Consider the following 24,660-nt stretch of genomic DNA (forward strand, 5'->3'; position numbering starts at 1 on the left):
TCGCTGCGGCGGAATGCGACAAAGCCCCGTCGCCAATAGCCAGGCTTTGCGACTTGATGCTATGGGGCGGGCTGCGCGAGGTCGCTGCGTCCTGCGACGCCGCTCAAATGAAGATGTCACGAGATGATCGAGCCTCAGCCTTTCCTGCGGGACGGCGGCGAGATGGGCAGGCGGATGCGAGACCATGACTGGTCGACCTCGCCGCTCGGCCCGCCCGAGACCTGGCCCCGCTCGCTCGGCTCGGTCGTGGCGCTCATGCTCGGCTCGAAATTCCCGATGTTCCTGGCCTGGGGGCCGGAACTCGGCTTTCTCTACAACGACGCCTATTCCGAAATCCTCGGCGCCCGGCATCCCGCGGCGCTGGGGCGGCCGTTCCAGGAGATCTGGAGCGAGATCTGGGCCGACATCCTGCCTCTCATCGAGAAGGCGCTCAACGGCGAGGCGAGCTGGCTGGAAAATCTGCCCCTCACCCTGCGCCGCAACGGCTACGAGGAGGAGACCTATTTCACTTTCTCCTATTCCCCCGCCTTCGGGGACGGGGGCGAGATCGTCGGCATGTTCTGCGCCTGCACGGAAACCACGCGCCAGGTTCTGGCCGAGCGTGGGCAGGCGCGCGAGCGCGAGCGCCAGCACCTGATGCTGCGGCAGATGCCGGGCTTTTCCGCCATCCTGGAAGGTCCCGAACACCGCTTCCAATATGGCAACGAAGCCTTCGGCAAGCTCGTCGGCGAGCGCGAGGTCGAGGGCCGCACGATGCGCGAGGCCTTTCCCGAATTCGCTGATCAAGGCTATTTCGAGCTTCTGGACGAGGTCTTCGCGCGCGCGGAGCCCTTCGCCGCCCATGGCAGGCCGCTCCGCCTCGCGCGCGAGGGCGGCGACCGGTTCGTGGATCTCGTGCTCGATCCGATCCGGGACGATGCCGGGGCGGTGGGCGGCCTCTTCCTCGGTGGCTACGACGTGACCGACCGGGTGCGGGCCGACCGGCACCGCGAGGCGCTGATGCGGCTGGAAGAGCGGCTGCGGGACGTGCCGACCCCGGCGGGCCTGACGCTGGCGGCGACCGAACTCCTAGGCGAAACGCTGAACTGCGCGCGCGTCGGCTACGGCACGATCCATGCCGCGAGCGGGACGATCGCCGTCGACCGGCATTGGACCGCTCCCGGCTTCGAAAGCCTCGCCGGTCTGCACCGGTTCGAGGAATACGGCTCCTATATCGAGGACATCCGCCTTGGCCGGGCGGTGGCCAACGCGGATGTGGAGCGCGACCCCCGCACCGCCGAACGGGCCGAAGCCTTCCGCGCCATTCGCGTGCGCGCCTTTCTCGACGTTCCCGTGATGGAGCAGGGGCAGGCGACGGCGCAGCTCTTCGTGCATTCCGCCGCGCCCCGGCGCTGGAGCGAGGCCGAGATCGCCTTCGTGCGCGATTTCGCCGAGCGCACCCATGCCGCGATCGCCCGCCGGCTGGCGGAGCAGGAGCTGCGCGACGGCCGGGCGCGGCTGGGCACGGCGCTCGCCGTTTCGCGCCTCGGCACCTACGAATGGGATCTCACGACCGACATCATCGCCATGGACGAAACCGCCGGGCGGTTCTTCGGTTTCCCGCCCGGCCAGGAAGTGACGCTTCTCGACGTGAGGGACCGTGTCGATCCGCGCGACCTCGAGCGCATCACCACCGTCATCCAATCGCTTCGCGACAGCACGGCGCGGTTGGAGATCGAATATCGCCTTCGGCTGCCGGACGGCACGGGCCGAACGCTGGTGAGCACGAGCGACGCCGTGCCGGGCGCGGACGGCGAAGCCGACCGGCGGATCGGCGTGTTCCAGGATGTCACCGCGCGGCGGCGCTCCGAGGTGCGGCGGGACGCGCTGGTCGAGCTCGGCAACGTCATCCGCGACCTCGACCGCCCGTCCGAGCTGGTCCACGCCGCTGCCGCGATCCTGGGCGCGGCGCTGGACGTCGGCCGCGTCGGCTATGGCACGGTGGACCACGACAGCGAGACGATGCTGATCGAGCGCGAATGGACGGCGCCCGATGTCGTCTCCATCTCGGGGTCCGTCGTCTTGCGGCACTACGGCACTTTCGTGGACGAGCTGAAGCGCGGGCAGGCGACGGTGATCGCCGACACCCGCCTCGATCCGCGCAGCTCGGCCGCCGGGGCGGAGCTGGAAGAGATCGGCGCGGTGGCTTTGGTCAACGTGCCCGTGATCGAGCGGGGCCGGCTGGCCGCGCTTCTCTATGTCAACGACGCCGCCGCGCGGCAGTGGAGCCGCGACGATCTCGATCTCGTCCGGGAGTTCGCCGAGCGGCTGCGCGCCGCCGTGGAGCGAAGCCGCACGGCCGAAGCGCTTCGGGCGAGCGAAGGGCGCCTGCGCGAGTTGAACGAGCGGCTGGAAAGCGAAGTCGCGCAACGCACCGACGAGCGCGACCAGCTTTGGACCCTGTCGGAGGACATGCTGGCGCGGGCCGACCTTTCCGGCATGATGACGGCGGTGAGCCCAGCCTGGACGCGCGTGCTGGGATGGAGCGAGGCCGAGCTTCTCGCCCGGCCCTATGCCAGCTTCATGCACCCCGACGACGAGGGGCCAACGCTGGCGGGCCTTGCCCGCATGGGCGAGACGAAGCGGCCCACGCGCTTCGAGAACCGCATCGCCACCACGGACGGCGGCTGGAAGCCGATCGAATGGACCGTGGCGCCGGAGGAGGACGGCGTGAACTTCATCGCCGTCGGGCGCGATCTCAGCGCCGTGAAGGCGCAGGAGGCCGAGCTGGAGGCGGCGCAGGAGGCGCTGCGCCAAAGCCAAAAGATGGAGGCCGTCGGCCAGCTCACCGGCGGCATCGCGCACGACTTCAACAATCTTCTCGCCGGCATCTCGGGCTCGCTGGAAATGATGCAGACCCGCATCGGTCAGGGGCGCGTGGACGAGATCGAGCGCTACATGCAGGGAGCGCAGGGCGCCGCCAAGCGCGCGGCCGCGCTGACCCACCGCCTGCTCGCCTTCTCGCGCCGGCAGACGCTGGCGCCCAAGCCCACCGACGTGAACCGCCTCGTGGCCGAGATGGAAGAGCTGATCCAGCGCACCGTGGGACCGGGCATCACCGTGGAAACGGTTGGCAAGCCCGATCTCTGGTCGACTCTCGTGGACCCGCCGCAGCTCGAAAACGCCCTTCTGAACCTTTGCATCAACGCGCGCGACGCCATGCCGGACGGCGGCAAGCTGGTGATCGAGACCAACAATGTCTGGCTGGACCAGCGCGCCGGGCGCGAGCAGGACCTCGACGCCGGCCCCTATGTCACGATGTGCGTTACCGACACGGGAACCGGCATGGCGCCGGACGTCATCGAGCGCGCCTTCGACCCGTTCTTCACCACCAAGCCGATCGGCCTCGGCACGGGCCTCGGCCTGTCTATGATCTACGGTTTCGCGCGTCAGTCCGGCGGGCAGGTCCGCATCACGTCCGAACTCGGCCGGGGCACCACGCTCTGCATCTACCTCCCCCGCCATCACGGCGCGGAGGAAGCCGCCGCTGCCCCGCCTCAGGCGCCGTCCGCGATCGAGCCGGTCGGCGCGGGCGAGACGGTTCTGGTGATCGACGACGAGCCGCTGGTGCGCATGCTCGTGGTCGATGTTCTTGAAGACCTCGGCTACACCGCGCTGGAGGCCGGCGACGGGCCGGAAGGGTTGAAGGTGCTTCGCTCCGACCAACGGATCGACCTTCTCGTCACCGATGTCGGCCTGCCCAACGGCATGAACGGCCGACAGGTGGCGGACGCCGCGCGCGAGCTGCGCCCCGGCCTCAAGGTCCTGTTCGTGACCGGCTATGCCGAAAACGCCGTGCTCGGCCAGGGCAACCTGGAGGCAGGCATGCAGGTCGTCACCAAGCCGTTCGACATGCGCGCGCTCGCCGATCGCATCCGATCGATGATCAAGGATTAGGGGACGCCGGGCAGCTCGTTCGCGGGGCGCGGCATGATCCACGCCCGATCGCCCGTCGACCACCCCGATTACGTGATGAGGTTCCACTTCCAGCGCTGCTCGAAGGGCAGGTCCTTCATGCGCGCGCGGCGCTGGGCGACGCGGCTTTGGGCGCGGCGGGCGGGCGCCTCGATGGCGAGCCTCGGCGTCTCCTGCACCGGGGCGACGCTGGCCTCGGCCGGTTCGTCCCATTCGAACGCGTCGGGTTCGGCCTCGTCAGTGGAGACCGGCGGCGGTGCGTCCACGGGCTCGGGCGCGTCGGTGCGTTCGGCCTTGCGAGGCTTGCGCGCCTTGGTCCGCACCGGCAGCTCGGGCTCGGAAGTTTCCTCGACCTCGGCGGCGGGAAGGCTTTCCTCTCTCGCCTGCAGGATGCGGGTTTCGAGAATGCGGGGAGAGCGCCCCTTGGCCTCGCCGCCGCTCTTGCGCGGTCGCGGCGCGACGTCCGCGCTGGCGGCCGGCTCATCCGTCTCGGCGCCGGCATTGGCGCGGAGCAGATCCTTCATCTCGTCGCTGAGGGCGCCGGTCCAGATGGAGGTGGAGGCCGCCTTGTTCAATTTCGACCGACGCTTGTGTTCGACCGCGAAGGGCCCAATCGTACGCTTCATGAAGCCAGTATCATATCGCTGAAAAGAGAAACGTCCGCTGTTGATCTCGACTGCGGCCCGGATGGTGCGATCATGCCATTTGCCATCATCCAGCGCAAACGACTTGAGACAACTGCATTATCACACCATCCAAGCGAGATCACTTCCCTCAGCACGCGAAACGACTCCCGTATCACCCGCGCGAAACTTGAGCGGCGGCCGGCACTTCGGGAGGGATAGACGCCTGTCGCCTCGCTTGCTCGATCCGCCCGGGACCTGAGTTTGCCCCCAGAAACCTTTTGGTAAGCGGAACAGACCGATGGTCGCGGGCGGGTTTTGTTTGTAAACCGTGTGACAGCGAGAGACGGCGGGGAGCGGCGCTTGATGGCAACGGACAAACCGCGTCAGATCGACCTCTTCAGCTTCAGTCCCGCGCTGCCGCCCGTTCGAAAGCCCGCGCCGCGCGCCGGGCGAGGCGCATCGGCCCGCGCGCCGGAGACCTTAAACGAGGAGGCGCTGGCGGCGCGGCTGGAGGAAACCGGCCGTTACCGCGTGCTGCGCAAGCTCGAGCCGCGCCCCGTCCTGCCCAATCGCTGGCCGCCGGCCAACCGCGCGCCCGGCGGCTGGCCCCGCCTCGGCATCGTTCTGGACACCGAGACCACCGGCCTCGACCATGCCGAGCACGAGGTGATCGAGCTCGGCATGGTGGCCTTCACCTATGACGAGGCGGGCGTGCGGGACGTGGTCGGCGTCTTTTCCGCCCTGCAGGCGCCCTCCAAACCCATCACGGCCGAGATCACCCGCATCACCGGCATCACCGACGAGATGGTGGCGGGTCAGCACATCGACCTCGACGCGGTGCGGCGCTTCGTGGAGCCGGCCGATCTCGTGATCGCCCATAATGCAAGGTTCGACCGGCCCTTCTGCGAGAAGCTGACGCCCGGTTTCGAGGTCAAGCCCTGGGCCTGCTCGGTCGCCGAGGTAGACTGGGTGTCGCTCGGCTTCGAAGGCAGCAAGCTTGGCTATCTCGTCGGCCAGTCCGGCTATTTCCACAATGGCCACCGCGCAGTGGACGACTGCCACGCCCTTCTGCAAGTGCTCTGCCAGGCGCCAAAGACCGCCGCCCTGCCCGCCTTCGGGCAGTTGATCGCCTCGGCCGCGCGCACCCGCCTTCGCATCCACGCACTCGGCTCGCCCTTCCACACGAAGGACGTTTTGAAGGCGCGCGGCTATCGCTGGAGCGACGGGATGGGCGGCAAGCCCAAGGCTTGGTGGCGCGAGGTCGGGGAAGACGGGTTCGAGGAGGAAGTCCGCTTTCTCGAACAGGACATCTATGGCGGCGCCATGAACGCCCATGTCGAGCGGCTGACGGCCTGCGAGCGGTTCAAGGCCTGACGGACCCTCCATCGCTTAACATCGCCGGGCGCTGCCCGGCTTGACCCCCTGCCCCGCTTCGTTCCATCACGGGGCGAAAGCCCGGGCGGGAGGCGCCCGCTCGGCCAACGGAACCGCAAGACACATGGCACGCAAGAACCGGGACGAAAGCTGGCTGGCGGACGAGGAAGCGGAGCGCGCACCGCCGGAGCCCTGCTGGCTCTGCGGCCGCCCGCTGGGCAAGACGGTGGATCGCTTCCACCCGATCCCCAAGAGCCGAGGCGGCAAGGACACCGTTCCCGTCCACCCGATCTGCCGCGAGACGATCGACGCCAATTTCACCGCCAGCGAACTCGTGCGCCACGCCGAAAGCGGCACACCGCTGACCGATAACGAGACCGTCGCACGCTTCGTGAAATGGGTCTCCGGCAAGCCGGCGGACTTCCACTCCGCCACCAAGACGGGGCGTTAAGCCGCAGGGACCTACACCGCCACAACTCGAAAGAGGCGGCGCTTCCAGAGTCCATCGCGGGCGCGCACAACCCAAGATAAGGAGTGCACGGCTGGCCTCTCGCACGGCGCGAAGTAAGCCAAGCGGGGTGTTAAGCGCTTGTTTACGGCGATCTCTCCAGAGTGGATTCAGGGCGAACCAAACCCATCGCGGTTGGCTTTCCTCGGCAAGGCACGGTGCCTGAGACACACCGTCCCGAAACTGAACCCAACGCGGCGCTTCTCCTTCGGGCGTCACGACATAAGGCTTCGAATGCCCCTCAATCTCGATCTGAACCGCCTTGGCGTTGCCGTCTGCGTTGTCGATGTCGATCGTGATGGCGTGTTCCGGTTCTACGGCATCAACGACTGCGCCGCCCGCGAAAGCGGCCTCAACCGGCGCGAGGTCGCCGGGCGCCTGTTCTCCGAGTGCCTGCCGGCGGACTATGCCCGGCGGCTGACCGAGCGCTACGCCGTCTGCGCCCGGACGCGAAAGGTGCAGGAGACGGAGGAAGAGGTCGATCTCGGCTTCGGCGCGAAATGGTACAAGACGACCTTGACACCCTTGATCGACGAGGCGACGGGCGCGGTCGCGCAGATCATGGGCGTTTCCCAGAACATCACGGAGACCAAGCGTCTGCAGGCCGAACTGCGGGAATATGCCTATGTCGACCAGCTGACGGGCCTCGCCAACCGGCGCCGCTTCGATCAGGCCATCTCCTATGCGCGCGACGAGGCGCTGGCCTCCGGCACCGCCTTCTCGCTGGCGGTGGTCGATCTCGACGGGCTGAAATCCACGAACGACCAGCACGGCCACCGCATCGGCGACGCGGTGATCCATCATGCCGGCCAGCTGCTGGCGGGAACGCTGCGGCCGGACGAACTGGTGGCGCGCGTGGGCGGCGACGAGTTCTACATGCTCCTGCGGGCCGGCAACCGCGCCGCGCTGGACGATCGGCTCGACGCCATCCGCATGCTGGTGGACAGGGGCCTGACCCTGCCCGAACTCGGGCTTCCCATCACGCTCAGCATCGGCGGCGAGGTCTGGCACCAGGGCGCCGACATTCGCGACGTGCTCTCGGCGGCCGACGAGGCCATGTATGCCGAGAAGGAAATCCGCCGGCTGGTCCGGCGCGTCGATCGGCGCAGCGCTGCCGCCTGAGCGACGGCGGCTTAGCGGGAGCGCGACCCGCATCCGACATCTGGCCAAAGCCAACGCGGCGTGCTGAATGCCAGGCATGACAATCGAGCGGATCAGCCTGCCGCAGGCGCGGCGGATCGCCCTGGCGGCCCAGGGGTTCGGGGCCAAGCGCCATGCAGCGCCCGGGCCTTCGCATCTCGCGCGGACGGTCTCGCGCCTGCATCTTCACCAGATCGACAGCGTCAACGTCCTGTCGCGGGCGCATTATCTTCCGGCCTTCTCGCGCCTCGGCGCCTATGACCGGGCCGATCTCGACCGGATGTCCTGGGGCCCGAAGCGACAAAGGCGCCTGTTCGAATATTGGGCGCACGAGGCCTCCCTCCTGCCCTTCGAGCTGCAGCCGCTCCTGCGCTGGCGCATGCGGCAGGCCGATCGCGGCGAGGCGGGGTGGGACCGGATGCGCCGCTACGCCAAGGAGCGCCGCCCGGAGGCCATGGCGCTTCTGGACCGCATCCGGGCGGAAGGCCCGCTCGCCACCGCCGATTTCGAATCCCATCAGGGCAAGTCCGGCTGGTGGGAATGGAGCGACACCAAGAGCGCGCTGGAATGGCTGTTTTGGGCCGGCCATATCACGACCGCGACGCGCCGGGGCGGCTTCGAGCGAGTCTACGACCTGCCCGAGCGGGTGCTGCCCGCCGACATTCTCGCCCGGCCGACGCCCTCCGACGAAGAGGCCCACCGCGCCCTGATCGAACGGGCGGCTCTCGCGCACGGCATCGCGACCACCGGCGAGCTGCGCGACTATTTCCGCCAGAAGCCCGAACAGGCCGAGCCCGCCATCCGCGCGCTGGCGGAGGAGGGCGTGATCCGGCCGGTCGAGGTGCCCGGCTGGCGCCATGCCTGGTTGCACCGGGACGCCCGCCTGCCCCGCCGCATCGAGGGCCAGGCGCTGCTCGCGCCCTTCGATCCGCTGATCTGGGAGCGGTCGCGGGCCGAGCGCCTGTTCGGCTTCCGCTATCGCATCGAGATCTACGTGCCGGCCGAGAAGCGCCAGTTCGGCTATTATGTCCTGCCCTTTCTCCTGGGAGACCGGCTGGTGGCGCGGGTCGATCTGAAGTCCGACCGCCAGGCCGGCCGCCTTCTCGTGCAGGCCGTCCATCTGGAGCCCGACGCGCCCGCGGAAACGCGCGAGGCGCTGGCGGCCGAGCTGGAAGCCATGGGCGCCTGGCTCGGCCTTTCGGAAGGCGTGTCCTACGCTTCCAAGGGTTAGCGCCAGGGCGTCACCGACTGTCCGCCGAAGATGCGCTCGCGCGGCAGATCGAAGATGAAGTACGGATTGATCAGCGGCAGCGCCCCGGCGCTGGCCAGCCGCGCTTCCTGCTCGGGCGAGAAGGTGATGTCGAGCGAGGCGACGTTCTGCTTCACCTGCTCCGCGCGGCTCGCGCCGATCAGCACGGAGGAGACGCCCGGCCGCTTGGCGACCCAGGCAAGCGCGACCTCGGCCATAGACCGCCCGATCTCCTCCGACACGCCGCGCAAGGCATCCACGATGTCGAAGTTCTTCTCCGTGAACAGCATTCCGCCATAGGGATTGTCGCCGTTCAGCCGCCCGTCGCTTTCGCCCGACGCCGTGGCGGTGCCGGAGCGGTTGGGCAGGCTGCCGGCCGGGCCGACCTCGGCGATCTTCTCGCGCCCGTACTTGCCGGTCAGAAGCCCGGCGGCGAGCGGGCTCCAGGCCACGAGGCCAAGCCCCAGCGCGTCGCCCGCCGGCAGGATGTCGAACTCGACGCCCCGGTCGATCAGTGAATAGGAATATTGCAGGCCGATCGGCTGCGGCAGACCATGAACGCGGGCGAGCGTCGCGATCTCGGCGGCGTACCAGGCGGGAGCATTGGAGAAGCCGTAGTAAAGAATGTCGCCCCGGCGCACCGCGTCGGTCAGCGCCCGCAAGACCTCCTCGGGGGGCGTCGTGCGGTCCCAGACATGGGTCCAGTAGAGGTCGATATGATCGGTGCCGAGCCGGCGCAGCGAGCCTTCCAGCCCGTTGCGGATGTTGCGGGCGCTGTTGCCGCCGGCGAGCGGCGTGTCGTCGCGCCGGGGAAAGCCGGACTTGGTGGCGATCACCAGCTTTTCGCGCAGGGCCCGGTCCGTGACGAAGCGGCCCAGCATGGTCTCGCTCTCGCCGCCGGAATAAACGTCGGCCGTGTCGATGAAATTGCCGCCCGCCTCGACATAGGCGTCGAAGATCGCCCGCGCGCCCGCCTCCTCCGCGCCCCAGCGGCCCGCGCCGAAGGTCATGGTGCCGAGCGCCAGCGGGCTGACGGCGAGGCCGGAGCGGCCGAGCGTGCGATAGGTCGTGAGATCCATTGTTGTGTCTCCTTCAGAACTGAAGGCGAAGGTAGCGCTTGCACCGGCGCGGGATTAGCGCCAATTCCTGACAAGGGTTTATGAACGGAGCACAGCAATGCGGCGCGGTGAGCTGGACGATCTGGCGCTGTTCGCAGCCGTCGCTCGGGCGCGCAGCTTCACCCGCGCGGCGGCCGAACTCGGCCTTTCGCCCTCCGCGCTCAGCCACGCGCTGCGCGGGCTGGAAAGCCGGCTCGGCGTGCGCCTGCTCGCCCGCACCACGCGCAGCGTAGCGCCCACCGCCGCTGGGGAACGGCTTCTGGAGCGGCTTCAACCGGCGCTGGACGAGGTGGCGCTGGGCCTCTCGATCCTAGCCGACTGGCGCGACGCGCCCTCCGGTGCGCTGCGTCTCACCACCTTCAACTACGCCGCGCGCACCATCCTCGCGCCGCGCCTGCCGCGCTTTCTGCTCGACCATCCCGACATCGCGGTGGAGGTGGTGGTGGACGACCGGCTGGTGGATCTCGTGGCGGGCGGCTTCGACGCCGGCATCCGCTTCGGCGAAACGGTGGAGCGGGACATGGTGGCCGTGCGCGTCGGGCCGGACCTGCGCACCGTCGTGATCGGCACGCCGGACTATTTCAAAAGGCACGCCCGCCCCGAAACGCCGGCCGACCTGAAGACGCATAGCTGCGTCAACTATCGGCTGATCGGCGGCGGCGGGCTGCTGCCCTGGGAGTTCGAGCGGGATGGGCAGGAGATCAAGGTGCAGGTCGGCGGGCAGCTGATCGTCAACGACGAGGTGCTGGCGGGCGCCGCCGTGCGCGCGGGCGCGGGCCTCGGCTACATGCTGGAGCACGATGTGGCGGGGGAGATCGCGGACGGGCGGCTCGTGCAGGTGCTGGACGGCTGGTGCGCGCCCTTCCCCGGCTGCCATCTCTATTATCCCAGCCGGCAGGTTCCGCTGGCCTTGCGCGCCCTGATCGACACGCTGCGCTGGACGGGCAGCCAGCCGCAGGGCTGACAACGTCCTGGGATTCTAGTCGGCGGTCCTGTTGCGAGATCCGGAAGCGGCGCTCAGAGACTATTTGCCAACGCAGCGGCGGAAGGCCGCCGAGTGATGTTCCATGCGTTCGCGAGGCGCCGAACTTGAGTAAGGCGAGGGCCCATCGGCGAGGATTGGCAACGGTCCATGCGGACGGGCGACTGCGGAAAGGCGCCGACCGGCCTGTTAAACAGTCTGTCAGACGGCGGCAACGGCGCTGCGCCGGGCGAGCGCCCGCCGGACGTTCTGACGGGTCTCCGCGCGGCAAAGCGCATAGGCCTGCATCGCGGTCATCGGCCGCCCCAGGAGATAGCCCTGCGCCACCTCGCAGCCGGCCTGGCGCAGGACCTCGAACTGTTCCTCCGTCTCGACGCCCTCGCCCACCGTGCCGACGCCGAGCCCTCGCGCCAGCTGCACGACCGCATGGAGAACGGCGGCGGCTGCCGGGTCGAACGGCGCGGTCTGGACGAAGCTCAGATCGATCTTGATGCAGTCGAGGTCGAACTTCCTGAGATGCGCGAGCGAGGAGTAACCGGTGCCGAAATCGTCCATGGCGACGCGGATGCCGCTGTCGCGCAGGGTTCGCAGCGAGGCGGCGATCAGCTCGCTGTCCTCCACCAGGGCGGTCTCGGTCAGCTCGATCTCGAGCCTGTCCGGCGACACGCCGGCCGCTTCCAGAAGGCGAGCGACCTCGCCCGGAAAACCCTCGCTGCGCAGCTGGACGGGCGAGACGTTGACCGCGACATGGATGCCGTCGGGCCATTGGCGAACATGCCGGCACGCTTCCTCGACGATCCACAGGCCGATCTCGCGGATCAAGCCGGTTTCTTCGGCCACGGGAATGAACTCGCCCGGCGAGATGAAGCCGCGCGCGGGATGCTGCCAGCGGATCAGCGCCTCGAAGCCCAGGACGCTGCGATCCTCGATCCGGTAGAGCGGCTGATAGAGAAGCGTGAACTCGCCGCGCTCCAACGCGCCGCGCAGGTCCGCCTCCAGCACGCTTCGGCGCATCGCCGCTTCCTGCATTCCGGCCTCGTAGCGCTGGTTGCGCCCCCGGCCCAGCGTCTTGGCCTTGTAGAGCGCGAGGTCGGCATGCTGGATCATCACGTCCGCGCTGGCCGCGTCCCGCGTCGAGGCCATGCCGATGCTGCAGCCCACGCTCACCATGCGTCCGTGGATCAGGAACGGATCGCTTAAAGTGGCGATGATGCGCCGGCTCAGCCCGGCCGCCTCCTCCTCGTCGCAGGAGAGCGAGAGAACCGCGAACTCGTCCCCCGCCAGCCGGGCCACGAGCTCGCCCCGCTCGCAGACCCGCCCCATGCGAACCCCGCATTCCGTCAACAGCCAGTCGCCGGCCGCATGGCCGAGCGTGTCGTTGACGATCTTGAACCGGTCGAGATCGATCAGGAACAGGGTCGCCGCCCGCCGGCCTTCATAGGCGGCTTCCAGCTCCTGCGCGAATTTTCGCCGGTTGGGCAGGCCGGTCAGCGGGTCGTGAAAGGCCAGCCGCTCCACCTCCCGCTGCGCCTGCCGCTCGGCGGTCACGTCGTCATAGGTCAGAACCGCGCCGCCGCCCATGATCGGCCGGCAGGAGACGCTGATGGTTCGCCCGTCCTCCAGCGCGTGTTCGAGATATGTGGTCCGGTCGAGGGCGAACCATTGCGTATGATTGTCGATCACCCGGCCAAGACGCGCCTCGTTCCACCCCAGACGCTCGGCCAGATTGGCGAGATAGCGCTGCCAGGGCATTCCGATCGCGACCCCCTCGGGCCGGATGTCGAAGAGCGTCACCAGTCGGTCGTTGAAGAGGTCGATGCGTCCGCCGGCCCCGATCACGAGAAGGCCGTTCGACATGTTGGTGAGCGCGTTGGAGAACAGGGCCTCCCGCTGCTTCTGCTCGGCCAGCTTGGAACTCGAGGTGACAAGGGCGCCGGCGCTAAGCGCCAGACAGATGACCACGATGCCGACCAGAAAGCCGAGAATGCTGCGGTCGATCCCCGACGGCTCGCTTCCGACCGGCACGATGGCGGTGCCGGCGATGAGGCCGAAATGAACGAGGCTGACGGCCGCCACGGCGAGCGCGATCCGAATGCCGGGGCGCGTCCTCTCCGGCAGCGCCATCGCCAGCGCGCACAAGGCGGCGCTGGCGAGCGCGATCGGCACGGCGCCCGCCGCCGGTTGCTCGACGCCGCAATTGGTCAGCGCCGCCATGCCGGCGACATGCATGAGCACGATCCCCGCGCCGGTCACCGCGCCGCCCAGAAGCTTGAGCCAGGTTCGATCGGTCAAGGCCGTCAGCGCGGCCGGCAGGCCCACGGTCGCCACGCTGATCAGGGCCGAGGCTGCGGTCATGTCGGGATCGAAGGAAAAGGCGAAGTCCGGCCGGTAGCCCAGCGTCGCGATGAAATGGGTGGTCCACACGCCGAGGCCGCCGGCCAGCGCCGCAAAGCCCAGCCATTGCAGCCGGGACAGGCCCACGGTGCCGCGCACCCGCTCGAAAAGATCGAAGAAAAGCCAGGACGCCACGATGCAGACGACCGTTGCCGCCACCACGAGGGTGATCGCATGGTCCTTGGCGAGCGTCAGGAAGATTTCAACCATGGGTCACCGCTTCATTAAACCCAGCGTTATAGGGCGAACCTCTTTTTTTCGTGAAAGCTGTGACGCACAACCTGCGGGTCGCGCTCGCGAAACGCAGGATGGTTTTCGCTCGGTTTGCATTCGGCTATCTCCGCCGGCATCGCGCGTCGACATGAGGGAATCTAAGGGAGCGAAAAGGATGCGTGCTTATCGACCGGAGGATCGAGACGGCTGTCTGCGCTTGTTCGACGGCAATGTACCCGAGTTCTTCGCCCCGTCCGAGCGGGGTGATTTCGCGGGCTTCCTGTCCCGGCCAGGCCACACGGCCCATTTTTGGGTCCTGGAACAGGGCGGCGCGCTGGTCGCCTGCGGCGGCTGGCTTCCCGAGGCGGACGGCGAAACCGCCGGCCTCTGCTGGGGCATGGTGGATCGAACCCTACAGAGGAAGGGTCTCGGCAGCCGCCTGACGCAGGCCCGCATCCTGGCGGCTCGGCAGGCGCCCGGCATAACCCGCGTGCGGCTCGACACGACCCAGCATAGCCAAGGCTTCTACGCCAGCTTCGGCTTCGAGGTGGAGAACATTTCGAAGGACGCCTACGCGCCGGGGTTGGATCGATGGGACATGATCCTGAGGCTGTGACGGACCGCTCGACGCTCGGTGGCACTCCATCGGCGCGCAGCCGGCAGGCCGAACACTATTTCCCTCGCGCGCTTGGAATCAGAATAATCTATCTCTTTAATGGAGAGATAGGCCCTATGATCCCGGCCCGTATCGCCATGCTCGAAAGGCCGGGCTACGGTCTCCCCAGCCTTTCGCCGAATCGACGCCGATCCGCCGACGACCCTTGCCCCGCGTAACAGACCAAGGACCTGCCCCATGACTCTCGCCCGCTACGCCTTCGTCAAAGCCAACTGGCATTCCGACATCGTCGATCAGTCGCTTGCGGGTTTCACCGAAATCGTCTCGCCCGAGGCGGTGGACGTGTTCGACGTGCCCGGCGCCTTCGAGCTGCCCTTGATGGCGCTGGAGCTGGCGCGCACGGGGCGCTACGAGGCGGTGGTGAGCGCGGCCTTCGTCGTGGACGGCGGCATCTACCGGCATGATTTCGTGGCGCAGGCGGTGGTGGACGGGCTGATGCGCGCGGGGCTGGAGTCCGGCGTGCCGGTTCTCTCGGTGTCGCTGACCCCGCATCACTATCAGGAAACCGAGCACCACAACGCGATCTTCCGCGCCCATTTCGTGGAGAAGGGCCGCGAGGCCGCCCGCGCGGCGCTGGCGATCGGCAAAACCCGCGCGGCCGCCAAGGCCCTGTCCGCCGCGCCCCTCGCTTCGCCCCGCCGGCCCTGGCCGGTGGAGACGCAGGATCGCCGCGCGGTCTGACCGCAGGAAGGGTCGGGGCGGCCTCGCCTTCGTGAGCCTTTCAAAGAAAGGCCGCCGGGGCACGGCGGCCCCGGCGGCTTTGCCGCTTACATCGGCGGAACGACGCCCTGATTGCCGACCACGACGAAGGCGGTCGAGAGCTTGCCGTCGGCGGCCTTGGTGGCAGGCACGAAGACCGGCGCGCCGGGCTTGAGGTCGGAGGCGCTTGCGTCCGCGAAGGTCACGACCGGAATGTTCGCCGGCAGCGAGACGGTCTTGGAGCCCGTGGGATAGGTCAGCGTCAGCTGCCGGCCGTTGACGCTTTCTACCGCGTTGGAGACCGTGGCGTTGGTCATGGTCGAGTTGGGCTGCAGGTCCCAGGGGAAGCTGCCCTCGTTGGCGCCCTTCATCGCGGCGGGAAAGATCAGGACTTCCAGCGCGCCGGCGGGCGCGCCACCGGTGGCCGGCGCGGAGGCGACGCCGACATAGTCGCCCGCCTTGATGTCGGTGGCGGAGGCCGGCTTCACGCCGCGCACCCCGACATTGGCCGCCATCTCGATCTTCACCACCGGCCCCTCGCGCGAGGTGACGGACAGGGTCGATCCCTCGACGGCAGCGATCGTGCCGCGCACGCGGGACGGCTGGGGGTCCTGCGCGGCCGCGAGCGAGGCCGACAGGACGAGCGAGCCGAGAACGAGGCTCGCGACGGGAAGGGCTAGGCGCATGGGTCGATCCTCTCGCATGGGGCGTCCGATTGAATCGCCCGCCAGCAAACCGCGATAAGTCGCCTGCTTCGCGTTGGTTTCAAGGCAAGGGGCGCGTAGCGCTTACGCAGCGTCCCTAGGTTGTTCAGGCTGCCGACGAAACGCGCACGAGCGGCCGCCTGCTTTGGAGCGTTCAACGAAGCTTCGTCGGGTTCGCTGGACGGCTTTCTTCGGCGCCGGCATAAGCAGCCCTTCCGCTTAGAAAGTCTGTCAGTTGGATTTCATTCGCTCACGAGAAGCATAGGGCCAGCGGATGTCGGCGGCGCCGCCCAAGCTGTTGCGACGATGTGAGGGACCGAAGCCCCTCGGCAAATCCCGTCCCGCGTTCTCAGCCCGTCATCCCATAGTCGAAGGCGAGTTGGCCGGGCGCTTCGCCTCGCTCTGCCAACGCCCCAGCCAGTTGCGGATCGACGCCGAGATCGCCGCGGATCAGCCCGTGCGACCACCGATGGCGCGCGCGGGGCCGCTCCCAGGGCGGGCTGTCCACGATCGGATACCAGCAGAGGCCAGCGATCTCGGCGCCCTTCTCGCGCGCGGCGTCGATCTCGGCGAGGACATGGCGCAGCCAGTCCGCCTTGGTCCAGCCGGGATGGCGGCGACGCTGCTCGGGATGGCCGTCGTGCCAGCTCGTTTCGGCAACGAGGATCGGCAGACCATAGCGCCGCGCCACCTTCGCCAGCACCTTGCGCAGCGAGGTCCGGGCGGTGTGGGGGTAGTAGTTGACGCCGACGAGATCGACCAGCCCCTCCGCCACCAGCGCGTCGGTCGCCGCGAACTGGCGCTCGCCGATCCCGTTCAGCGGATCGGTGGAGAGAAGGCGCACGTCGGGGTGATGGTCGCGCGCGACGCGCGCCATGGTCACGGCGAGGCGCACCGCCTCGTCCCGGCCCATGCCGGCCAGCATGGGATAGACCGAGGGCTCGTTGACCGGGCAGATCCAGAACGGGCGGTCCGGCCGCGCGGCGAGCGCGGCGTTGCGCGCATGGGCCACCGGGTCTTGCGGCGGGTCGAAATGGTTGAGGTCCCAGATCACGTCGGCGCCGATCCGCTCGGCAAGGCGCAGCCGCGCGGCGACGTCGTGCCGCCAGGGCAGCCCGTCGCGCGAGCGGAGAAGCCCATGGCTGCGCGCGATCGCGTAATGGGCCTCCATCCGGTCGCCCGGCATGTGGCGCGTGGTGTGGAGCAGGTCGTGCCCGTTCCAGCCGAGCCGCCCGCATTCGAAGCCTGCGAGAAGGGGAGTCATGCCGGCTTCTTGCGCGAGGCGGGCGGCGCGAACAAGCGGCATTTCGCTGATGTCGAGGCGGTGCGCGCTGGCGTCGCGGGAGAGCGCGCGGGCTTTCCACCTCGGCCTTCGCTCAGAGGACCAAGCCGTCTTCGAGAAGGCGAGCCGGCGAAATGGGCGACAAGGCCGGGCTTGGCGCGAACAAGCGGCATTCGCGGATGGCGAGGTGGTGCGCGCGGGCGTCGCGGGAGGATGTGGCTTTCCACCTCGGCCGTCGCCCGGAGAGCCAGATCGGCTTCGAAGAGGCGAGCGGGCGAGATGACCGGCAAGGCCGGGCTTGGAATGCGGTGGGCGTCTTCGCCGGCCTCTTCGCGCGTCGCAAGGTTCGGCGCATCCTTTCCACGCCGCTCGGTTCCCTCCGGACGGCCGTCCGTGCCCGCCGGAATCGGCTGAACTCAACCTGAACGCCGCCGTTCAGTCTGCCGAGGGCGCCGGGCGCCTAGAACGGGTCATCCGAAACGACGAGGTGACCGACATGACCGATCACGAGACGCAGCCTACCCACACCACGCCGATCCAGTCCGCCGCCCCGGCCTCCGACCCGCGCCCCGGCGCTCCCCGCAAGGGCGGGCGCAACGCGATCCTGGGCTTTGGTGCGCTCGGCATCCTGGCGCTGGGCTTTGCCGGCGGCGCGGCAGCCTGGAGCGCGACGCGGCCCCACGATGTCAGCTTCGACGCCTCGATGAAGTCGACGCCGATCGCGGAGCTGAAGGAAGCCTCCTCGATCGGGATCACCGGTCAGGTCGAGCAGATCTACGGCAACAAGTTCGTGGTGAACGACGGCGCCTCCCGCGTGCTGGTGGAGACGGGCCGGGCCGGCGAAGGCGGCAAGCTCGTCAATGCCGGCGAGACGGTGACGGTGCAGGGCCGCTTCGACGACGGCTTTCTCCACGCCGCCGCGATCCGCCATGCCGACGAGCGCGTGGACGAGCTGACCCCGCCCCCGCCGCCGCATCATGGCCCGCGCCACGGCCCCGGCGCCGAGCGTCCCGGCGCCGAGGGCCCGGGTGTCGACGGGCCGGGCGAACCCGGCTGATCCCGCCGCCCTCTCAGACTTCCCCCTGTTCGACCGTCCCTCGCCCCTGCCGGGCGCGGGATCGAGGTCGCGCAAGCCCGGCTCCCCGCCCGCCTCGCTCAAGGGGCCCTTGGAGCCGACGTTTCGAAAGACTGATGTCATGATGAAGCAAGCCTTGCTCGCAACGGCTTTGGCCGTCGGGCTGACCTCCTTCGCCTCGGCGCAGACCGCGCCCCCGCCGCCGCCGGCCGCTCCGCCGGCTCCGATGGCAGCGCCCGGCGCTGCGCCCCCTCCCGCCGACATGCGCCCGGCGCCCGGCGATCTCGCCCCTCCGCCCCCGCCGCCTCCGGGCCAGGGTCCGCAGGGCCACCGTCGCGGCCCGCCGCCCCCGCCGCCGCTGGCCAAGGGCGTCGATATCCGCATGGGCAGGGACGCGGGCGTGCGCATCGAATGCGGCGACGAGCCGATGGACCGCTGCCTCGCCGCCGCCAAGCCGCTGACGGACCGGCTCGCCAACCCGCCGGCTCCGCCCGCACCGCCGATGCCCGGCGACGCGCCGACGCCTCCGGCGAACTGATCCTTTATCGGCGGCGGCCCTCGGGTCGCCGCCGACTTGCGTCGTGGGTTCGCAAAGAGGAATGTTGGAAAGGTCGTTCGGCAATACCGCCGCGTGATATCTGGACGGCCACGAACCGTCGAACAGGCGTGCTGCGGGCGGCATAGAAAGATAGCGAGGACGAGCGAGCGCCCGACACGCGCTTGCGTGGCATGTCCCTCAGTCCGAGGTCGGACAAGCGCCGACAGCCCGACCCGGCTCTCGAACGATCGCCGCGCCATCGGAAGCCGCCAAGCCGGCCGCTCACCACAAAAGCCTTCGAGGAGAAAGCCTGTCAGCCCGGTCCGCCCGAGCGTCGACGCTCTCTCTCAGTCAGCCGTCGCCGCCTGAGAAGGCGTCTGAAGGCGGTCGATATTGGAGCGCACGACGCGGCGATAATCCGTCACGACGCTGCCGAAACTGCGGCCGGTGGCCAGATGCAGGAAGGCCTCTTCCGAGGCGCGGATCTTCTCGCAGACCATCAGGGCGGACTCGTCCCAGGCCGGAAGGCCGCCGAACCAAAGCTTCTGCATCCGAAGCCCGATGACCTGGTTCGACTCCAGGGTGAGGCAGGCGAGATTTCCGAAGATGTTCAACATGAAGTCTCTTTCCCGGTCAGGGCTGAAACGCATCGAAGGGCGCGGCGTCGCCCCTGCAAAACCCAGCGGCATGGCTTACACATAGGATGGACCGCCGAGATTTCTGAAAAGCTTCCAGCGCCGAGGCGAAGCGCGTGATCAAGACATGACAGGCGGAAACCGCTCCGCCGTGAAGCGCAGCGAGATCAGCGCCGCGCCGCGCTCGTTCGTCACCGTGGTCAGGATCTCGGCCCGGCTCGGCATGCGGCCGTCGATATCGCGCAGCAATTCGCCCGTGGAGGTGATGGCGAGCGACCAGGCGGCCTCGTCGTCGTCGAGAAGTCGGCCTTCGCGATCGACATGCAACGTGTCGCCGGAGACCTGGAAGAAATAGCGGGGCATGACGTCAATCCGCGGCAAACACGCGAGCGGCGAAACTCGGTCCTGCGACGCAGGACCGTAGAGCCATCGGCGGTGCCGGTTCGATCAATTCTGGCATGGGCATCGGGAGAGGCCGACAGGCCGTTCGAATATTGCACCAGATTCGAGCGAACCTTTTCAGTATGGCACAAATCAAAGAGAACACTATAATCGATATTGAAGGCTGCTATAAGTCAGGGACAAGTCCTGTGCCATCCACCCTGATCCGGCGTGTCCAGTCCGGATGCTTGACGGGGTAAACCATCCGACGCGTCGGATAGGCGGCACCAGCCGCTGCAGGACTTCCTCTGGTTCATGACGGCTTCCGGTCTTTCATGGGAAACGGCAGCCGATGTCCTCGCCCAATCTGCTGATCCGAAAGCTCGAAGGCTTTCATGCGCTGACGCGCGACGACCGCGACCTGCTGGAGCGCTACAGCCGCCCCCTGCGCGAGGTGCCGGCCAAGCGGGACATCATCCGCGAGGGCGACGTGCCGGAGGACGTGGTGCTGATCCTGTCGGGCTTCGCCTGCCGCTACAAGCTGATCGAAGGCGGCAAGCGGCAGATCATGGCCTTTCTCGTGCCGGGCGATTTCTGCGACTTCCAGGTCTTCATCCTCAAGCACATGGACCACAATATCGGCACGCTGTCGCGCTGCCAGGTGGTGCGGATCAAGCGCGAGGCGATCCTGGAGCTCACCGAGCGCCCGGCCATCGCCCGCGCCTTCTGGTGGGCCTCGCTGGTGGACGCCGCCACCTTGCGGGAATGGCTGGTCAATATCGGCCAGCGCACCGCAGACGCGCGCATCGCCCATCTCCTGTGCGAGCTTCTGGTGCGGCTGGAGGCGGTGGGGCTGGTGAAGGACAACAGCTACTCCCTGCCCATCTCGCAGAACGATCTCGCCGATGCGCTTGGCGTGACGGTGGTCCATGCCAACCGCATGCTGATGACGCTGCGCGATCAAAACCTGATCGAACTCAGCGCCCGCGAAGTGGTGGTGAGGGACGTCGCCAGCCTCAAGACCTTCAGCGGATTCAATCCCAACTATCTCCATCTCGATCGATGAACGGCACCCGGCGAACAAGGCTTTCGATGGGAAAAGTCGAAAGCGCCGGCTTCGCTTTATAATCCAGGTTATAGAGGGGTCTAGTTTCCCGGCTTTTCTCTCTTATCAGGGAAATACTTAGGAACCGTTTGGACTACGGGGCCTTTTCTCGGCTGGAACCGTCCTTCAACGATAGCGGCAAGCCGTTTCGGCTCTACCCTTCCGCGAAACGCGAGCGCATCCAGTGCTCGGTCGCAGATATCACGAGAAGCGCACGCCCCTTGGCGATACGTGGCGTTCGGATGTCTCGACACCGCCGGGCGGTTCCCTTCACCGACAAGGACATGCCGACATGAGCGACGCCCGGACCCCCTCCCCCTCCCCCAGCTTCCGGGACAACGCCCGCGAAGGCGCCGTGCCCATCGACCCGCTGGGCCACCCCGCCACGACGGTCGCCGAAGACGCCCACACGATGCTCGTCAACAAAGTGTCCTGGGGCGCGATCTTCGCCGGCGTCGTGGTGGGTCTGATCACGCAGGTTCTGCTGACCATGCTGGGCGTCGGCATCGGGATCGCGACGCTCGACCCCGGCATGGGCGCGGCCGGCAATCCCGCCGCCTCCACCTTCTCGATCGGTGCCGGCATCTGGTATGTCCTGTCAGGCATCGTCTCGGCCTATGTCGGCGGTTACATCGCCGCGCGCATGTCCGGCCGCACCGCACCGACCACCGGCGCCCTGCATGGGCTGACGGCCTGGGCCTTCACCACGCTTCTCGTTCTCTATCTTCTGACCTCGGCGATCGGCGGCATCGTCGGCGGCGCCTTCAGCGGCGTGACCGGCGCGATCGGCGGCCTCGGACAGACCGTGGCGCAGACCGCGGCGCCGATGCTCGCCAATTCCAACCCGCTCGACGCGATCGAGGGTCAGGTGCGCGCCACCGGCACCGATCCCGACGCGCTGCAGGCCAAGGCCGTCAACGCCATCCGCGCCCTCGTGGTCGGCGGACAGGCGGGCACGGACGATGCGCGCAATCAGGCGGTCCAGGCGCTGGCGCAGGCCCGCAACATCCCCGTCGATCAGGCGCAGCAGCAGGTGGCCGATATCGAGCAGCGCACGCGTCAGGCCATCGACAGCGCCAAGGAGACCGCGACGAAAGCCGCCGACACCGCCGCTTCGGTGGTCTCGACCGGCGCGCTCCTCGCCTTTGCGGCTTTGGTCCTCGGCGCCATCGCCGGTTGGCTGGGCGGTCGCTCGGGCGTGGTGCATCCCGTCTTCGCCGACCGAATCGTTCCGACCAGACACCGCGTCTGACATCTGAATCCCAGCAAAAGCGGCCGGCCCTTCTGGGTCGGCCGCTTTCGTTTGCGTGAGATGCGCCAGCGGGAGCTGACCCTGACCTGGTTCCGAGGGACGGAACGGCCCGATGGGTCGTCATTCAGTCCTAATCTTAACTTAGATTGTAGGACGATCGGTCGCGAAGGGGACTGATGGGGCTTGAATGACCTGCAGGCGCAGGACGCGTCCAATGCAGGACTGTCGAGGAGCATCACGATGGACAACCACCCGGATGATCCGATGACAACTCCGGGCCAGCGCGACTTCAGCCAGTTGCGCCTGGAACTGTTGCACTGCGCCCATCAGATCCAGGCTCTCGGTCAGCGACCGCCCAGCGACACGGCCGCATTGACGGATTCGATTTCGAACTTGGTGCGCATCGCTCACGCGCTCAGCCAGCCCCGGAACGCAGCCGCCCTCAGCGACGATGCGCAGCTGCTTCACGACTTGTCCCGCGCGGTCCATCGTATCGAAGACGCCAAGACGCGCGACGCCTTGAAGAACCGTCTAGCCGAACTCGGCTACTCCGTACCCGATACGGATTCGGAAGACGCGAAACGATCCTGAGGCCCGATCGCGCGCCGCCCCCCAATTCCTCTACGTCATTTTGCCGCCCTTACGCAGCGGCCGACATCATGGGCCGCCCGCTAAAAACGCACGCGATTGTTGCAGGCGCGCATCGCTTGAAGAGGCGGAGCCGGAAAATCGTAGTGGAACTTTCGGTAGCATATATGTAACTTATGATATGGCGCGACGATGCGTCACGCGACATCAATGCCTCTTCAGTGGGAGGTGGCAAGCATGCGCCAGAACACCGAACTGCTCATGGTTGCGCTGGAGCTTCGACTCATGGCCCATCATGTCGGGGGACATCAGATCGGGCGACGATCGGCGCAGGCTCCCGAGCCGCTGCGGGACCGGTTGACCCAAGCCGCCGAAGCTCTGGAGGCTTTGGTGCGAAGTGGCACCCCAGCCCTGGAAACGCCCACTCTGGACGGTGCCGCTCCCGCCGGTTGAGACGGCGAAGCGCTCGCCAAGTCCCTCAGCGATGGTCCGACAGGCAGGCGCCGTGATCGCCCAAGACTTCGATCACCCGGCAGTCCGCCACGGAATGCTCGCCGCAATCGGCCATGCGGGCCACCTCGCGTCGCAGCGCCGTCAGCCGCGCGATCTTGTGGTCGATATCGGCCAGATGCGCCTTGGCGATGCGGTCCGCCCCCTCGCAGGAATGAAGCGGCTCGCCCGCCAGCGCCAGAAGCTCGCGGATCGGCTCGATCTCGAAGCCGAGTTCGCGCGCATGGCGAATGAAGCGCAGGCGGCTGAGATCGGACGCGTCGTAGAGCCGGCGGTTGCCCTCCGTGCGCGGCGGGGCGGGAAGCAGGCCGATCTGCTCGTAATAGCGGATGGTCGGCACCTTGATGCCGCTGGCGCGCGAAGCCTCGCCGATCGGAACGCCCAAGCTCATTTTTTCGCTTGCTCCTCTAGTCGCTAGAGGAAGTACCCCTGCATCCATCGAGATGCAAGGAGAGCGCCATGTCGGCCGTATCGAGCGAAAGCCGCTTCCGCGTCAGCGGGATGGATTGTGCCGCCTGCGGCAATAAGGTGGACACCGCGCTTCGGCGCCTGCCCGGCGTCGAGGATGTCGCCGTGTCCGTGCCCGCCGGCACGGTGCGGGTGCGCCACGGCGCGGGGTTCGACGCCGCCGCCCTGATGCGGCAGGTCGGCAATCTCGGCTATGGCGCCGAGCCGGCCTCGAACGCCGCCACCCCGTCCAACACGGTGAGCCGGGAGGCGCCCCATGCGGGCGACCATGCCGGCCATTCGCACGGCCAAGCCGCCGAGGCCGGCGCCCAGTGGTGGCGCGGGCCGAAGGCGCGGCTGACGGCGGCAGCCGGCGCGGCTCTGCTTCTGGCCTATGGGCTCGGCCATCTCCTGCCCGCGCTGGAGCGGCCGCTGTTTCTCGCCGCGCTCGCCGTCGGGCTCGTGCCCGTCGCCTGGCGCGCCGTCACCGCCGCGCGCTTCGGCACGCCCTTTTCCATCGAAACGCTGATGACCATCGCGGCGATCGGCGCCGTCCTGATCGGCGCCGAGGAGGAAGCGGCGACCGTGGTGCTTCTGTTTCTCGTCGGCGAGATGCTGGAAGGCGTGGCGGCGGGCCGCGCCCGCGCCAGCATCCAGGGCCTTTCGACGCTCCTCCCCAAGACCGCGCGGGTGGAGGAGAACGGCGAGGTCCGCGAGGTTCCCGCCGAGAGCTTGGCGCTCGGCGCCGTCATCCTCGTGCGGCCGGGCGACCGCATTCCCGCCGACGGCGTGGTGAGCGAAGGTGCGGGCGAGGTGGACGAGGCGCCGGTGACGGGCGAAAGCGTGCCCAAGCGCAAGGGCGTCGGCGATCCCGTCTTCGCCGGCACGGTGAACGGCGGCTCGGTGCTGCGCCTGCGCGTCACGGCGACGGCGGCGGACAACACGATCGCCCGCATCGTGCGGCTGGTGGAAGAAGCGCAGGAAGCCAAATCCCCGACCGAACGCTTCATCGACCGGTTTTCCAAAGTCTACACCCCGGCCGTGCTCGTGGTGGGCGCGCTGGTCGCCACGGTTCCGCCGCTGGTGCTCGGCGGCGGCTGGGAGGAATGGATCTACAAGGGTCTGGCGATCCTCCTCATCGGCTGCCCCTGCGCGCTGGTGATCTCGGTGCCCGCCTCGGTCGCCGCCGGGCTTTCGGCGGGCGCCCGCC

At 68.2% G+C, this 24,660-nt stretch carries 24 protein-coding genes; 16 read left to right on the forward strand and 8 right to left on the reverse strand.

Features of this window, described 5'->3' with window-relative positions; all coding sequences use genetic code 11:
- Positions 1-123 precede the first annotated feature (123 nt).
- On the forward strand, positions 124-3,936 hold the full coding sequence (locus AUL32_RS26070) for a PAS domain-containing protein (RefSeq protein ID WP_062118489.1): 3,813 nt from the start codon (positions 124-126) through the stop codon (positions 3,934-3,936).
- Between the two features lie 68 nt (positions 3,937-4,004).
- Here AUL32_RS26070 and AUL32_RS18960 read toward each other — a convergent pair whose 3' ends face one another.
- Positions 4,005-4,580, reverse strand: a complete 576-nt coding sequence (locus AUL32_RS18960) for a hypothetical protein (protein ID WP_062118493.1) — start codon at positions 4,578-4,580, stop codon at positions 4,005-4,007.
- 363 nt (positions 4,581-4,943) lie between these two features.
- On the opposite strand from AUL32_RS18960, the gene AUL32_RS18965 reads away from it, so the two are divergent.
- The 4 genes from AUL32_RS18965 to AUL32_RS18980 all read left to right on the forward strand — a co-directional run bounded on the left by AUL32_RS18965 (position 4,944) and on the right by AUL32_RS18980 (position 8,833).
- Positions 4,944-5,954: a 3'-5' exonuclease gene (locus AUL32_RS18965; RefSeq protein ID WP_062118495.1), complete on the forward strand. Its 1,011-nt coding sequence runs from the start codon at positions 4,944-4,946 to the stop codon at positions 5,952-5,954.
- Positions 5,955-6,078: 124 nt separating this feature from the next.
- Complete coding sequence (locus AUL32_RS18970) at positions 6,079-6,405, forward strand: HNH endonuclease (RefSeq protein ID WP_061978655.1); 327 nt, start codon at positions 6,079-6,081, stop codon at positions 6,403-6,405.
- Between the two features lie 291 nt (positions 6,406-6,696).
- Complete coding sequence (locus AUL32_RS18975) at positions 6,697-7,584, forward strand: sensor domain-containing diguanylate cyclase (RefSeq protein WP_062118498.1); 888 nt, start codon at positions 6,697-6,699, stop codon at positions 7,582-7,584.
- Positions 7,585-7,651: 67 nt separating this feature from the next.
- A complete protein-coding gene (locus AUL32_RS18980) occupies positions 7,652-8,833 on the forward strand; it encodes a winged helix-turn-helix domain-containing protein (protein WP_244497978.1) in 1,182 nt (393 codons plus the stop codon).
- On the opposite strand, the gene AUL32_RS18985 is transcribed toward AUL32_RS18980, so the two are convergent.
- Entirely contained in the window at positions 8,830-9,930 is a 1,101-nt protein-coding gene (locus AUL32_RS18985) for an aldo/keto reductase (RefSeq protein WP_062118504.1), read from the reverse strand. The genes AUL32_RS18980 and AUL32_RS18985 overlap by 4 nt on opposite strands.
- Before the next feature lie 97 nt (positions 9,931-10,027).
- Between AUL32_RS18985 and AUL32_RS18990 the strand changes: the two genes are divergently transcribed.
- Positions 10,028-10,933 carry a LysR family transcriptional regulator gene (locus tag AUL32_RS18990; protein WP_062118507.1) on the forward strand — a complete coding sequence of 302 codons (906 nt, stop codon included), beginning with the start codon at positions 10,028-10,030 and terminating at the stop codon, positions 10,931-10,933.
- 219 nt (positions 10,934-11,152) lie between these two features.
- Here AUL32_RS18990 and AUL32_RS18995 read toward each other — a convergent pair whose 3' ends face one another.
- On the reverse strand, positions 11,153-13,555 hold the full coding sequence (locus tag AUL32_RS18995) for a bifunctional diguanylate cyclase/phosphodiesterase (protein WP_062118511.1): 2,403 nt from the start codon (positions 13,553-13,555) through the stop codon (positions 11,153-11,155).
- A gap of 178 nt (positions 13,556-13,733) precedes the next feature.
- Between AUL32_RS18995 and AUL32_RS19000 the strand changes: the two genes are divergently transcribed.
- Together AUL32_RS19000 and AUL32_RS19005 are read left to right on the forward strand one after the other, a co-directional pair.
- Positions 13,734-14,174, forward strand: coding sequence for a GNAT family N-acetyltransferase (locus tag AUL32_RS19000; protein ID WP_062118514.1), 441 nt, complete (start codon positions 13,734-13,736; stop codon positions 14,172-14,174).
- A gap of 237 nt (positions 14,175-14,411) precedes the next feature.
- Positions 14,412-14,915, forward strand: a complete 504-nt coding sequence (locus AUL32_RS19005) for a 6,7-dimethyl-8-ribityllumazine synthase (protein WP_062118526.1) — start codon at positions 14,412-14,414, stop codon at positions 14,913-14,915.
- A gap of 86 nt (positions 14,916-15,001) precedes the next feature.
- Here the strand turns inward: AUL32_RS19005 and AUL32_RS19010 are convergent, their stop codons facing one another.
- Both AUL32_RS19010 and AUL32_RS19015 read right to left on the reverse strand, forming a co-directional pair.
- Positions 15,002-15,619 carry a hypothetical protein gene (locus AUL32_RS19010; protein ID WP_061978663.1) on the reverse strand — a complete coding sequence of 206 codons (618 nt, stop codon included), beginning with the start codon at positions 15,617-15,619 and terminating at the stop codon, positions 15,002-15,004.
- Positions 15,620-15,986: 367 nt separating this feature from the next.
- Positions 15,987-16,901, reverse strand: a complete 915-nt coding sequence (locus tag AUL32_RS19015) for a glycosyl hydrolase 53 family protein (RefSeq protein WP_156421528.1) — start codon at positions 16,899-16,901, stop codon at positions 15,987-15,989.
- 152 nt (positions 16,902-17,053) lie between these two features.
- Between AUL32_RS19015 and AUL32_RS19020 the strand changes: the two genes are divergently transcribed.
- From AUL32_RS19020 to AUL32_RS19030, 3 genes are all read left to right on the forward strand, one after another.
- Complete coding sequence (locus AUL32_RS19020) at positions 17,054-17,344, forward strand: hypothetical protein (protein WP_062118530.1); 291 nt, start codon at positions 17,054-17,056, stop codon at positions 17,342-17,344.
- 71 nt (positions 17,345-17,415) lie between these two features.
- The gene (locus tag AUL32_RS25680) at positions 17,416-17,976 is read left to right on the forward strand and encodes a hypothetical protein (protein WP_192847486.1); all 561 of its coding nucleotides are present in this window, start codon (positions 17,416-17,418) and stop codon (positions 17,974-17,976) included.
- A 139-nt stretch (positions 17,977-18,115) separates the two neighbouring features.
- Positions 18,116-18,532: a hypothetical protein gene (locus tag AUL32_RS19030; RefSeq protein WP_062118535.1), complete on the forward strand. Its 417-nt coding sequence runs from the start codon at positions 18,116-18,118 to the stop codon at positions 18,530-18,532.
- 347 nt (positions 18,533-18,879) lie between these two features.
- Here the strand turns inward: AUL32_RS19030 and AUL32_RS19035 are convergent, their stop codons facing one another.
- Together AUL32_RS19035 and AUL32_RS19040 are read right to left on the reverse strand one after the other, a co-directional pair.
- On the reverse strand, positions 18,880-19,149 hold the full coding sequence (locus AUL32_RS19035; protein WP_061978668.1) for a hypothetical protein: 270 nt from the start codon (positions 19,147-19,149) through the stop codon (positions 18,880-18,882).
- Between the two features lie 138 nt (positions 19,150-19,287).
- Positions 19,288-19,530 carry a DUF6894 family protein gene (locus AUL32_RS19040; RefSeq protein ID WP_062118538.1) on the reverse strand — a complete coding sequence of 81 codons (243 nt, stop codon included), beginning with the start codon at positions 19,528-19,530 and terminating at the stop codon, positions 19,288-19,290.
- A 370-nt stretch (positions 19,531-19,900) separates the two neighbouring features.
- Here AUL32_RS19040 and AUL32_RS19045 point away from each other — a divergent pair, with 370 nt between their 5' ends.
- The 4 genes from AUL32_RS19045 to AUL32_RS25325 all read left to right on the forward strand — a co-directional run bounded on the left by AUL32_RS19045 (position 19,901) and on the right by AUL32_RS25325 (position 22,946).
- The gene (locus AUL32_RS19045) at positions 19,901-20,614 is read left to right on the forward strand and encodes a Crp/Fnr family transcriptional regulator (RefSeq protein WP_061978670.1); all 714 of its coding nucleotides are present in this window, start codon (positions 19,901-19,903) and stop codon (positions 20,612-20,614) included.
- A gap of 331 nt (positions 20,615-20,945) precedes the next feature.
- The gene (locus AUL32_RS19050; RefSeq protein WP_244493222.1) at positions 20,946-21,905 is read left to right on the forward strand and encodes a PhnA-like protein; all 960 of its coding nucleotides are present in this window, start codon (positions 20,946-20,948) and stop codon (positions 21,903-21,905) included.
- Positions 21,906-22,088: 183 nt separating this feature from the next.
- The gene (locus AUL32_RS19055) at positions 22,089-22,496 is read left to right on the forward strand and encodes a hypothetical protein (protein WP_062118541.1); all 408 of its coding nucleotides are present in this window, start codon (positions 22,089-22,091) and stop codon (positions 22,494-22,496) included.
- Positions 22,497-22,730: 234 nt separating this feature from the next.
- Complete coding sequence (locus AUL32_RS25325; RefSeq protein WP_156421529.1) at positions 22,731-22,946, forward strand: hypothetical protein; 216 nt, start codon at positions 22,731-22,733, stop codon at positions 22,944-22,946.
- Between the two features lie 25 nt (positions 22,947-22,971).
- Here AUL32_RS25325 and AUL32_RS19060 read toward each other — a convergent pair whose 3' ends face one another.
- Positions 22,972-23,394, reverse strand: a complete 423-nt coding sequence (locus AUL32_RS19060) for a MerR family transcriptional regulator (RefSeq protein WP_061978673.1) — start codon at positions 23,392-23,394, stop codon at positions 22,972-22,974.
- A 68-nt stretch (positions 23,395-23,462) separates the two neighbouring features.
- On the opposite strand from AUL32_RS19060, the gene AUL32_RS19065 reads away from it, so the two are divergent.
- On the forward strand, positions 23,463-24,660 hold a 1,198-nt coding region (locus AUL32_RS19065; RefSeq protein WP_156421530.1), incomplete at its 3' end, for a heavy metal translocating P-type ATPase.

This window comes from Aureimonas sp. AU40, assembly GCF_001463785.1.
GTDB lineage: Bacteria > Pseudomonadota > Alphaproteobacteria > Rhizobiales > Rhizobiaceae > Aureimonas.

What these genes read in the sequence shown, in the direction of transcription:
- AUL32_RS26070 (WP_062118489.1), top strand. Translation starts at nt 124, where the DNA reads ATGATCGAGCCTCAGCCTTTCCTGCGGGACGGCGGCGAGATGGGCAGG.
- AUL32_RS18960 (WP_062118493.1), bottom strand. Translation starts at nt 4,580, where the DNA reads ATGAAGCGTACGATTGGGCCCTTCGCGGTCGAACACAAGCGTCGGTCG.
- AUL32_RS18965 (WP_062118495.1), top strand. Translation starts at nt 4,944, where the DNA reads ATGGCAACGGACAAACCGCGTCAGATCGACCTCTTCAGCTTCAGTCCC.
- AUL32_RS18970 (WP_061978655.1), top strand. Translation starts at nt 6,079, where the DNA reads ATGGCACGCAAGAACCGGGACGAAAGCTGGCTGGCGGACGAGGAAGCG.
- AUL32_RS18975 (WP_062118498.1), top strand. Translation starts at nt 6,697, where the DNA reads ATGCCCCTCAATCTCGATCTGAACCGCCTTGGCGTTGCCGTCTGCGTT.
- AUL32_RS18980 (WP_244497978.1), top strand. Translation starts at nt 7,652, where the DNA reads ATGCCAGGCATGACAATCGAGCGGATCAGCCTGCCGCAGGCGCGGCGG.
- AUL32_RS18985 (WP_062118504.1), bottom strand. Translation starts at nt 9,930, where the DNA reads ATGGATCTCACGACCTATCGCACGCTCGGCCGCTCCGGCCTCGCCGTC.
- AUL32_RS18990 (WP_062118507.1), top strand. Translation starts at nt 10,028, where the DNA reads ATGCGGCGCGGTGAGCTGGACGATCTGGCGCTGTTCGCAGCCGTCGCT.
- AUL32_RS18995 (WP_062118511.1), bottom strand. Translation starts at nt 13,555, where the DNA reads ATGGTTGAAATCTTCCTGACGCTCGCCAAGGACCATGCGATCACCCTC.
- AUL32_RS19000 (WP_062118514.1), top strand. Translation starts at nt 13,734, where the DNA reads ATGCGTGCTTATCGACCGGAGGATCGAGACGGCTGTCTGCGCTTGTTC.
- AUL32_RS19005 (WP_062118526.1), top strand. Translation starts at nt 14,412, where the DNA reads ATGACTCTCGCCCGCTACGCCTTCGTCAAAGCCAACTGGCATTCCGAC.
- AUL32_RS19010 (WP_061978663.1), bottom strand. Translation starts at nt 15,619, where the DNA reads ATGCGCCTAGCCCTTCCCGTCGCGAGCCTCGTTCTCGGCTCGCTCGTC.
- AUL32_RS19015 (WP_156421528.1), bottom strand. Translation starts at nt 16,901, where the DNA reads ATGACTCCCCTTCTCGCAGGCTTCGAATGCGGGCGGCTCGGCTGGAAC.
- AUL32_RS19020 (WP_062118530.1), top strand. Translation starts at nt 17,054, where the DNA reads ATGGGCGACAAGGCCGGGCTTGGCGCGAACAAGCGGCATTCGCGGATG.
- AUL32_RS25680 (WP_192847486.1), top strand. Translation starts at nt 17,416, where the DNA reads ATGACCGATCACGAGACGCAGCCTACCCACACCACGCCGATCCAGTCC.
- AUL32_RS19030 (WP_062118535.1), top strand. Translation starts at nt 18,116, where the DNA reads ATGATGAAGCAAGCCTTGCTCGCAACGGCTTTGGCCGTCGGGCTGACC.
- AUL32_RS19035 (WP_061978668.1), bottom strand. Translation starts at nt 19,149, where the DNA reads ATGTTGAACATCTTCGGAAATCTCGCCTGCCTCACCCTGGAGTCGAAC.
- AUL32_RS19040 (WP_062118538.1), bottom strand. Translation starts at nt 19,530, where the DNA reads ATGCCCCGCTATTTCTTCCAGGTCTCCGGCGACACGTTGCATGTCGAT.
- AUL32_RS19045 (WP_061978670.1), top strand. Translation starts at nt 19,901, where the DNA reads ATGTCCTCGCCCAATCTGCTGATCCGAAAGCTCGAAGGCTTTCATGCG.
- AUL32_RS19050 (WP_244493222.1), top strand. Translation starts at nt 20,946, where the DNA reads ATGAGCGACGCCCGGACCCCCTCCCCCTCCCCCAGCTTCCGGGACAAC.
- AUL32_RS25325 (WP_156421529.1), top strand. Translation starts at nt 22,731, where the DNA reads ATGCGCCAGAACACCGAACTGCTCATGGTTGCGCTGGAGCTTCGACTC.
- AUL32_RS19060 (WP_061978673.1), bottom strand. Translation starts at nt 23,394, where the DNA reads ATGAGCTTGGGCGTTCCGATCGGCGAGGCTTCGCGCGCCAGCGGCATC.